Origin of the sequence: Bradyrhizobium sp. STM 3809 (genome assembly GCF_000239795.1) — a bacterium.
GTDB lineage: Bacteria > Pseudomonadota > Alphaproteobacteria > Rhizobiales > Xanthobacteraceae > Bradyrhizobium.
In genome coordinates, this window is sequence record NZ_CAFJ01000246.1 from 26018 (window position 1) to 34586 (window position 8569).

Sequence of the window (8569 nt, forward strand, 5' to 3'; positions counted from 1 at the left end):
CGTGGTAAAATGGAGTGGCGCACGCCTGGATGGAACTTTTCAATTCTCTTCGGTTCCATCCTGATCTATCGTCGTCCAACGTTGTGTCTCCAATTCTCTTGCGTCTCCCTCCCGGCAAAACAGCGATGTCGTGAAGAGCTGGCCTCTGCCGCGCGTCGTCTGCCATGCTGGAATTGTCCCGACTGAGCGATTTCGCCTCTCCGGGAGCGTTTCATGAGCGCCCAAGCTGAGCCGCCGGTTCGAGTGCTGCTCGTCGAAAGTGGTCCGGCGAGCGGACAAGTGGTGCGGGATGCGATCACCGGCCACGCGACGATGGATGGCTGCGAATTGTTGTCCGTGGCAACCGTTGCCGAAGCGCAAGTCATCATGGGCCAGCAGCCGATCGACGTGGTCGTGCTGGACGCTGGCGATGCTGACGCGCACGGCGTCTGGGACGTCGGGGGTCTCAGGGCGGCGGGGGTGGACATCCCGATCATCGTCGTCAACGGAGCGTCCGACGCCGAGGTCGCGAACGCCTATATTCAGGCTGGAGCTCGCGACTATCTTCCGCGCGCGGATGCCGGGCCTTCGTCGTTGCGGCGCGCCGTGATCCATGCCACCGGCCGCCGCCGCCAGGATCGCATCGAGGACAACAGGCGCTCGCTTGCCAACGACCGCGACATGTCCTCGGCCGGCCGCGCCACCAGCGTCACGGCGCACCTTGCCGGACATGGTTCGATCCGGGAGCGCGAGCCTGCGGCCTTCGCGAACCTGGTGGAGCAATATCTGGTCCTGTTTCGAGAATATCTAGATCCTCGCGGCGATCACCACGTCCGTCCGCTGTCGACGATGGCGAGGATCACGACATCGATCGGCGATGAAGGCGGCGGGCCGCGCGACCTGCTCGATCTCCACGTGGTCGCGCTCGAAAGGGCCATCCTCGGAACGACGGTCGAGCGAACCAGCGCGCTGGTGTTCGAAGGCCGGCTGCTTGCGATCGAGATGATGGGACTTCTGGTCGACTACTACCGGCTCGGACATCGGCGACGCGTTGCACCGGGAGATAGGGCATGACCCTGCAGCTCGGATTGTTCATCACCGGACAGACGTCGAACTCTCTGCGGGCGATGGAAAACCTTCGCAGAATATTTCAGCAGGAGCTGAACATCCCCTGCGAGATCGACATCATCGACGTGCTGGAACACCCCGAGATCGCCGAGGAGGAGAAGATCGTCGCGACACCCACGCTGGTGAAGCGTCATCCCGGCCCGGTGCGGAAAATCATCGGCGATCTCAGCGACACCAGGAAGGTCCTTCTCGGACTCGGGATCCTACAGAATTCGTCCGCGGTGCAGTTTGGAAAGGAGGAGGGGGCAGAGAATGAGCGGGACTAGGGCTGTCGAACTCGAGAAGTTGCGGACGGGAATTGCCGGATTCGACCAGATTTCGAACGGTGGATTGCCGCTCAATCGAAGCACGCTGGTCGCTGGCACGGCGGGCAGCGGAAAGACCGTGCTGGCGCTGCAGTTTCTCGTCATGGGCGTGCGCGCCTGCGGCGAGCATGGTGTCTGCGTCACCTTCGAGGAGGCTCCGGCCGACCTGATGCGCAACGTCGCCTCGTTCGGCTGGGATTTCGAGGAGATGAACAGGAACGGCCAGATCGCGATCGTCGATGCCACGCCCGAGCAGGGGGAGGAGCTGCTCGAGGCCGGCAACTACGACCTGTCGGCATTGATGGCCAGGATCGAGAATGCGATCCGCAAGGTCAACGCGAAGCGGGTGGTGTTCGATTCGGTCGGGGCGCTGTTTCCGCAGTTCTCCGACGCCAATGTGGTGCGGCGCGAACTGCACCGGATCGCCAGCGGACTGCGGCTGCTCGGCGTGACCACGATCATCACCATGGAGCGCCTCGACGAGGACGGCGGACTGGCGCGTTTCGGCGTCGAGGAGTTCGTGGCCGACAACGTCCTCGTGCTGCGCAACCGGCTCGAGCAGGAGAAGCGCAGGCGCACCATCGAGATCCTCAAATTTCGCGGCGCCACGCATCAGAAGGGCGAGTACCCGTTCACGGTGGATCACGCCGAGGGCGTCGCGATCATTCCGCTGTCGTCGATCGAGCTGAAGCAGCGCTCGACCGATATGAGGGTCTCATCCGGCGTGCCCGAGCTCGATCAGATGTGCGGCGGCGGCTTCTATCGGGATTCCATCATCCTGGTGAGCGGAGCCACCGGTACCGGCAAGACGCTGATGGTGACTCACTATCTCAAGGCCGCGATCGAGCGCGGCGAACGTGCGCTGCTGATCGCGGCGGAGGAGAGCCGGGAGCAACTGACCCGCAACGCCTCCAACTGGAACGTCGATTTCGATTCGGCCGAGAAGGACGGTCTTCTCCGCATCATCGCGAGATACCCCGAGACCATGGGTCTGGAGGATCATCAGCTCTACATCCAGCGGGAGATCAACCAGTTTCAGCCGAGCCGGCTGGCGGTCGACAGCCTGTCGGCGTTCGAACGTGCGGGCTCGCCGAAGTCGTATCGCGAATTCGTCATCGCCCTGACGAGCCACATCAAGAAGGTCGGCATAACCGGTCTCTTCACCAATACGACGTCGATGCTGATGGGCGGCGAGTCGATCACCGAGACCCACATCTCCACGATCACCGACATGATCGTGCTGCTGCGCTACGTCGAACTCTACGGCATGATGCGGCGGGGCCTGGCGATCCTGAAGATGCGCGGGACCCAGCATGACAAGGACATCCGCGAGTATGTCATCGACGGTCACGGCATGCATCTGGTCGCGACCTTCCGCGACGTGCATGGAATTCTGACGGGGGCTCCGACCTACATGTTCGCGCGCGAGCGCGATCATCTTGCGGAGATGTTTGCCAGACCACAAAGCGAGCTCTAGGCAGAGGCCGCCCGGATGAACGCACCACTCTACCGACTGCTGGTGATCGGTGACGAATCCGCACTGGTGTTGCCCGCGTTGGCAGGAGGTGATGACAGGAAGGCCGCGATCGACCTGAGCCGGGTGGCGACGATCGCCGAGGCCCGGAGCCGGCTCGAAACAGGAGTCTACGACACCATCCTGGTGAACCTGGCCACCTCCCAGGCGGTCGCGGCTCTTCCGGAGGAATGGCACGCCCTGGCGTCCGCGAGCCCGGTCCTCCTCTACAACCCGGCTGCGGCGGATGCGCGCGGCGGCGCCGCGACTGCGGCTCGGGCGCTGCCGCTCGTCGCGTCCGCCAACCACGCGGTCCCGGCCGAGGGGCGCCGGCACTTCGGCCAGTTGCTCGAGGCCGTGCCCGACGCGCTGATCGTCACCAACCAGGACAACGAGGTCGCGTTCGTCAATCGGGCCGCCCATGAGCTGTTCGGCAAGGCGCGCGACGACTTCATCGGCGAACGCGTGAGCTTCGCGGTGCGCGAAGGCGAGATCTCGGAGATCGAGGTCTATCGCGGCAAGGACGTCCGGCGCTGCGAGCTGCGGGTGTCGCGCTGCGAATGGGAGGGGTCGCCGGCGCAGCTTCTTCTCATTCAGGACGTGACCGAGCAGAAGCGGCTCAACGAGGAGCTGCGGCAATCCCAGAAGATGGAGGCGGTGGGAGTGCTCGCCGGCGGGATCGCGCACGACTTCAACAACCTTCTCGTCGTGATGATGGTCTATGCCGAGATGCTGCGCGAGGAATGCCAGGGCGACGATCCCCGGCTGCCGGATGTGATGGAGCTCATCAAGGCGGTCGATCGCGGGCGCGATCTGACGCGGCAGCTGCTCGCCTTTTCGCGCAAGCAGCCGGCGACGCCCACCGTGCTCGATCTTGGCGCCACCTTGTCGGATCTGCAGAAGATGTTCAGCCGGCTCTTGCCCAGCAACATCGACATCGTCACCGATGTCGCGCAGAGCTGGCCGGTGATCGCGGATCGGGTGCAGGTCGAGCAGCTCATCATGAACCTGGCGCTCAATGCGCGCGATGCGATGCCCTCAGGCGGCCGGCTGACCATCGCCGTCGCCAACCGGATCATCCAGCGCAGCGACGAGGGCGTGGAGCCGGGTGACTACGTGATGATGACGGTGACCGATACCGGCATCGGCATTCCTCCCGATGATCTCGAGCACATCTTCGATCCGTTCTTCACGACGAAGGTGCGCGGCAGCGGCACCGGTCTCGGTCTTGCGACCTGCTACGGCATCGTGAAGCAGGCGGGCGGCAGCATTGCCGTGACGAGCGCGATCGGCGAGGGGACCCGCTTCGTCGTGCTGCTGCCGCGTGCGAACGAGACGATCAAGACCGAAGCCGCGCCGGCTCCTGCGGTGAGGGCAGCCCGGGGCGGCGAGCGGATCCTGCTGGTGGAGGACAATTCCCTTGCCCAGCGCGCGACCTCCTCGATGCTGCAGCGCGCCGGCTACTCGGTTCAATCCATGGCCAATGGCGAAGAGGCGCTGCGCTTTCTTCGCCAATATGCGGACGCGGTAGACCTTGTCCTGAGCGACGTGGTCATGCCGCAGCTCAGCGGTCCCGAGCTCGCCCGGCAGCTCGCCGTTTCGCACCCGGACCTGCTCATCCTGTTCATGACGGGCTACTCGAACGATCCCATCGTCGCTGCCGGCGGCGAGCATCGCATCGACGGCCGGCCGACGATCATGAAGCCGTTCAAGCGCGACGAACTGCTGGCCTTCATTGGCGACGCCATCGAGCGCAAGCGTTCCGCTGAGGCCGGCTGACACGACCACCGCGCGCGCCGCGTCCCGGAGCTGCCGTGCCGGCATCCGGCCGGCCGCGCCGATCACGGTCCGGCGTGAGCCAGCAAAAAGCCCGTGCCTTGCGGCACGGGCTGAAAGGCTTTCCGCTCGGGCGGACCGTCAGCGGCGCAGCGCGCTGCCGAGCACGCCGCCCATCATGCCGCCGATGAAGGCTGCGCCGGCGGCATTGCCGGCGTTGTCCTGCGGCGGCGGGCTGCGGTAGACGGGCGCGCCCTGCGGGGCGGACCGCCGGCGGCGACGTTGCCTGCAGGAGGCTTGGCGCGACGCGGCTTTGCCTCGTCGCCGACCGCGGCAGTGGCCGGCGCCGGCTGCGGTTCGGCAAGCAGGGCCTTGTGCTGCAGCTTGGTCAGGAAGCCGGTCGACGGGTAGCCGCGCGCGGCCTGCCAGCGCTTCATGACGCCGCGAGTCTCGTCGTCGAACACGCCGGTCATCTTCGTATCGAAGCCGAGGCCGGTCAGGCGGCGCTGCACGTCGCGGCGCTTGGTCTTGTCGAGGCCGATCTGATCCTCGCTGACCTGGGTGCCTTCCTCGGTGAAGGTGGCGGGGTCGACGCCCTTGCCGACATTGCGCGTCGCCGTGTTCACGGCGCCGCTCTCGATCGAGGCGATGCGGGCCATCGCCAGCGACTTGAACTGTCCGTTCGGATAGGTCGAGAGGTAGGCGTTGAGCTCTTCCGGCTTGTTGGAGTCCTTCACCGAGCGCCAGAACTCGAGCTCGGCCTCGGCGGCCGTCGGGCTCGCCGTGGCGGCGGCGGGCGTCGTGCCAGCGGTTGCCGCCGTTGCCGCAGGGGCGGCCGACGGGTTGAGATAGACCGCGCCGATGAGGTTGGTGTGCCCCCACGGCAGCTGACCCTTGTTGGTCTCCTCGTTGACCTGGGCGCGCACCGCCGTCATCGCCTGCTGGATCTCCACGCCGGGCTGGGCGATATGCGAGATCAGCGCGCGGGTGAACGGGCTGTTGGCGCCGGCGTCGCCGTCGAGCGCGGTCTGGCCGGGGCCGGTCGCGAACGCGATCAAGGTGCCTTCGCCCGACTTCATCTCCGCCAGGCCGGTCTGCACCGACACGCTGCGGGTCGGCGAATTCGACTTGATCTTGGCGGCGAACGGATTGTCGCGGCAGGCATCCAGGAACACCAGCTTGACCTTGGCATCGCCCATGGTCTGGTCGAGCGTGACGTCGATGTTGATCGCCGCGCCGAGCTTGACGTCCATCTCCGATTTCAGATCGGCGTCGACCGGCAGCAGGTAGTTGGTGCCGGAGATCGCGATGCCGTGGCCGGCGTAGTAGAACACCGCGATGTCGGCGCCCTGCGCCTTGCGCCCGAAGTCGAGCAGTTTCTCGGTCATCTTGTCGCGCGTCAGATTGGTGCCCTCGACGACGTCGAAGCCGACATTGCGCAAGGTGGCTGCCATGGCCTTGGCGTCGACGGGCGGGTTCGGCAGCGGCATCACGCTCTTGTAGGCGCCGTTGCCGACGACGAAGGCGACCCGGCGGTCGGCCTTGGCCGCCTGGGCGGTCAGCGCCATGCAGAGCAGGGACAGGGTGATGGTGAGAAAGCGCATCAGGAGATCCCCCAACGATCAAGCGAAGCGGTCACTGCAGCATTAGTCGCGTATTGGCCCGAAAAGTCTTGTTCCCAAACAAAAAATCTCGTTTTCGCCACAATGCAGATTGCGAGTGTTGCGCGAAGCCAACGCCAGACGCGTGTATTCCACGGGTTGCGTGAGGGGCGTCACATCCGATCAGCGATCAGAGCCGGCAGGGGGCGCCGGCCTCAGCTTTGCGACGACGCGTTGACCGCCAGCGGCCGCGGCTGCGGCGGCCGGAGGTTCAGCAGGTTACCGGCGAGAATCAGAGCGGCGCCCAGCACGGTGAAGCCGTCGAGGCGCTCGGAATAGACCAGCCAGCCGACGGTCGCGGTCAGCGGCACACGCAGGAAGTCCATCGGGACCACGATGGTGGCGTCGGCATAGAGCATCGCGCGCGCCATGCAGAAATGCGAGAAGGTGCCGCAGAGGGCGACCAGCACGATCCAGCCCCAGGCCATGGCCGACGGCCAGGTCCACAGCAGCAGAGTGGGCAGCAGTCCGGCGATGGATTGCACCGCCAGCATCCAGAAGATGATCGAGACGGTCGGCTCGGTGCGGGTCAGGAACTTGACCAGCGCGATCGAGATGCCGAAGCCGACGGCGGCGCCCAGCGCGATCAGCTGGCCCGGATTGATCGCGCCGGTGTCCGGGCGCACGATCACGACTACGCCGACCAGCCCGAGCACGATGGCCACGAGCTTGAACAGCGTGATTCGCTCGCCCAGGAACGTGGCGGCGAGCAGGGCGGTCCAGATCGGCATCGTGAACTCGATCGCGACCACCTGGCCGATCGGGATGAGGGTCAGCGCAAAGAACCAGCCGAGCTGCGCGCCGTAGTGGATCAGGTTGCGGGCGGCGTGCTGTTTGAGCCGCGTCGTGCGCAACGTCGCGAAGCCGCCGCTGAGGATGATGACCGGCGACAGCATCACGAGGCCGATGAGGCAGCGCAGCTCCATCAGCTCGAACACGTTGAGCTCGCGCATCGCCTCGCGGCCGGCGACGGCCATCACCAGCATCAGGCTGAGCCAGCCGGTCATCCATAGCGCGGCCATCAGTTTCGAAGCGGGGCGAGTCATGCGGCAGGGGAGAGCGAGGCGGGCGGGAGCGGCTGTATCACCTCGCGTGCACAGCAATGCAAATGAAATCAACGGTGCAGTGCATCAAGGCGGGTGCCGCGACAGCGGCCGCACGGCTCAGAAAATCGTGGAGTGTGCCGGCGTTTCGTCCTAAAGCGACCGCCCGCGAAACAGCCAAAGGCAGCTTTGACACATGACCGACCGTGCCGCCTCAGCCGACTTCCTCACCGCCTTTGCCACGGGCTGGCCGGAGCGCGAGCCTCATCTCATGGTGCTGTCGCTGACCACGCAAAAGGGCGTGCAGGATTTTGCCATGACCCGTGAGCAGGCGCTGCTGATTGCCAAGACCATCAAGCGGACTGCAGCCCAGTTGGCTCCGGCTCCGTCTGCAGGCCCGGGCGCCAGGCGCGCCTGAGCGCGCTCACCGCGACAGCGAGATGTTCGCAGCGCGGAACTGGCTGTCGGCGCGGATCGACACCGACTGCTTGTTGCCGCGGGTGGCCAGCGCGATGTTGGCATTGAAGCCGGCGGTGGTCGCGACCAGTTGGAAGTTGCCGCCACCGCCGCGTCCCTGCAGCACGCCGCTGGCGCCGCGGCTGGTCTCGGTCCAGCTGCCGGAGATGGTTGAGCCCTCGGCGACGACATCGGCCTGCAGGCCGAATTTGTACGCGTCGCTGGCGCAGGTCAGCACCAGGCTCATGCGCGGTCCGGATACGCCGTAGGTCGCCCGGCAGCGGATGCGCTCCGTCGACCCGTCCTCGAGCGCCACGGTGCCGCTGCCGCCCCAGGTCCCGGCCATGCCGGTGAAGGGGCCGGGATCGGCGCGCCCGGGCGACGCCGCGAAGCCCGCCGCCAAAACGACGGCGGCGGCCGTCAGCCGCCGCGTCACGTTCGAAAGAGGAAATGCGCCCTTACAGGCGCGACGCCTGCCAGCGCCCGCTGCAGGGGATTCCTGCCGATGCGCCGTTCCATTTTCCTGAACCGGAATTGCCGCTGAGCTGACCATTCGCATATGCGCCATTGATGGAGACCTTGACCAGGCCTTCGCGCCCAATGGATCCCGAGACGTTGGCGCCGGCCGCCGAAATCTTACCGTCTGCAACCGTCAGGGTCGAGCTGGCGGTGGGTTCGCAGCTGCCGCTGCTGGTGACAATCGTCACC

Annotated in this window: 9 protein-coding genes; 5 read left to right on the plus strand and 4 right to left on the minus strand. The window is 66.0% G+C overall.

The annotated features are described in order from the left end of the window. The first annotated feature begins 243 nt into the window (after positions 1 to 243). From BRAS3809_RS13660 to BRAS3809_RS13675, 4 genes are read left to right on the plus strand one after another with little or no spacing between them, the layout of a single operon-like run. The gene (locus BRAS3809_RS13660) at positions 244 to 1053 is read left to right on the plus strand and encodes a response regulator (RefSeq protein ID WP_240535671.1); all 810 of its coding nucleotides are present in this window, start codon (positions 244 to 246) and stop codon (positions 1051 to 1053) included. Further along, the gene (locus BRAS3809_RS13665; protein ID WP_008962689.1) at positions 1050 to 1373 is read left to right on the plus strand and encodes a circadian clock KaiB family protein; all 324 of its coding nucleotides are present in this window, start codon (positions 1050 to 1052) and stop codon (positions 1371 to 1373) included. Before BRAS3809_RS13660 ends, BRAS3809_RS13665 begins: the two co-directional genes overlap by 4 nt. Continuing rightward, positions 1360 to 2889 carry a circadian clock protein KaiC gene (gene kaiC, locus BRAS3809_RS13670; protein ID WP_008962690.1) on the plus strand — a complete coding sequence of 510 codons (1530 nt, stop codon included), beginning with the start codon at positions 1360 to 1362 and terminating at the stop codon, positions 2887 to 2889. Before BRAS3809_RS13665 ends, kaiC begins: the two co-directional genes overlap by 14 nt. Positions 2890 to 2904: 15 nt before the next feature. After that, on the plus strand, positions 2905 to 4704 hold the full coding sequence (locus tag BRAS3809_RS13675) for a hybrid sensor histidine kinase/response regulator (protein ID WP_008962691.1): 1800 nt from the start codon (positions 2905 to 2907) through the stop codon (positions 4702 to 4704). 173 nt (positions 4705 to 4877) lie between these two features. On the opposite strand, the gene BRAS3809_RS13680 is transcribed toward BRAS3809_RS13675, so the two are convergent. Both BRAS3809_RS13680 and BRAS3809_RS13685 read right to left on the minus strand, forming a co-directional pair. Next, on the minus strand, positions 4878 to 6305 hold the full coding sequence (locus BRAS3809_RS13680; protein WP_008962692.1) for a caspase family protein: 1428 nt from the start codon (positions 6303 to 6305) through the stop codon (positions 4878 to 4880). A 212-nt stretch (positions 6306 to 6517) separates the two neighbouring features. Continuing rightward, entirely contained in the window at positions 6518 to 7408 is an 891-nt protein-coding gene (locus BRAS3809_RS13685; RefSeq protein WP_008962693.1) for a DMT family transporter, read from the minus strand. 193 nt (positions 7409 to 7601) lie between these two features. Between BRAS3809_RS13685 and BRAS3809_RS13690 the strand changes: the two genes are divergently transcribed. Then, positions 7602 to 7823, plus strand: a complete 222-nt coding sequence (locus BRAS3809_RS13690) for a hypothetical protein (RefSeq protein ID WP_008962694.1) — start codon at positions 7602 to 7604, stop codon at positions 7821 to 7823. 6 nt (positions 7824 to 7829) lie between these two features. Here the strand turns inward: BRAS3809_RS13690 and BRAS3809_RS13695 are convergent, their stop codons facing one another. Beyond that, positions 7830 to 8297, minus strand: a complete 468-nt coding sequence (locus BRAS3809_RS13695) for a hypothetical protein (RefSeq protein WP_008962695.1) — start codon at positions 8295 to 8297, stop codon at positions 7830 to 7832. Between the two features lie 22 nt (positions 8298 to 8319). Then, positions 8320 to 8569 (minus strand): hypothetical protein (locus BRAS3809_RS13700; RefSeq protein WP_035656261.1); only part of this gene is annotated, 250 nt, incomplete at its 5' end.

Bases quoted from the DNA above. Each gene is read 5' to 3' on its own strand.
- BRAS3809_RS13685 (WP_008962693.1), bottom strand. From the start codon at position 7,408: ATGACTCGCCCCGCTTCGAAACTGATGGCCGCGCTATGGATGACCGGC.
- BRAS3809_RS13690 (WP_008962694.1), top strand. From the start codon at position 7,602: ATGACCGACCGTGCCGCCTCAGCCGACTTCCTCACCGCCTTTGCCACG.
- BRAS3809_RS13680 (WP_008962692.1), bottom strand. From the start codon at position 6,305: ATGCGCTTTCTCACCATCACCCTGTCCCTGCTCTGCATGGCGCTGACC.
- BRAS3809_RS13675 (WP_008962691.1), top strand. From the start codon at position 2,905: ATGAACGCACCACTCTACCGACTGCTGGTGATCGGTGACGAATCCGCA.
- BRAS3809_RS13665 (WP_008962689.1), top strand. From the start codon at position 1,050: ATGACCCTGCAGCTCGGATTGTTCATCACCGGACAGACGTCGAACTCT.
- kaiC (WP_008962690.1), top strand. From the start codon at position 1,360: ATGAGCGGGACTAGGGCTGTCGAACTCGAGAAGTTGCGGACGGGAATT.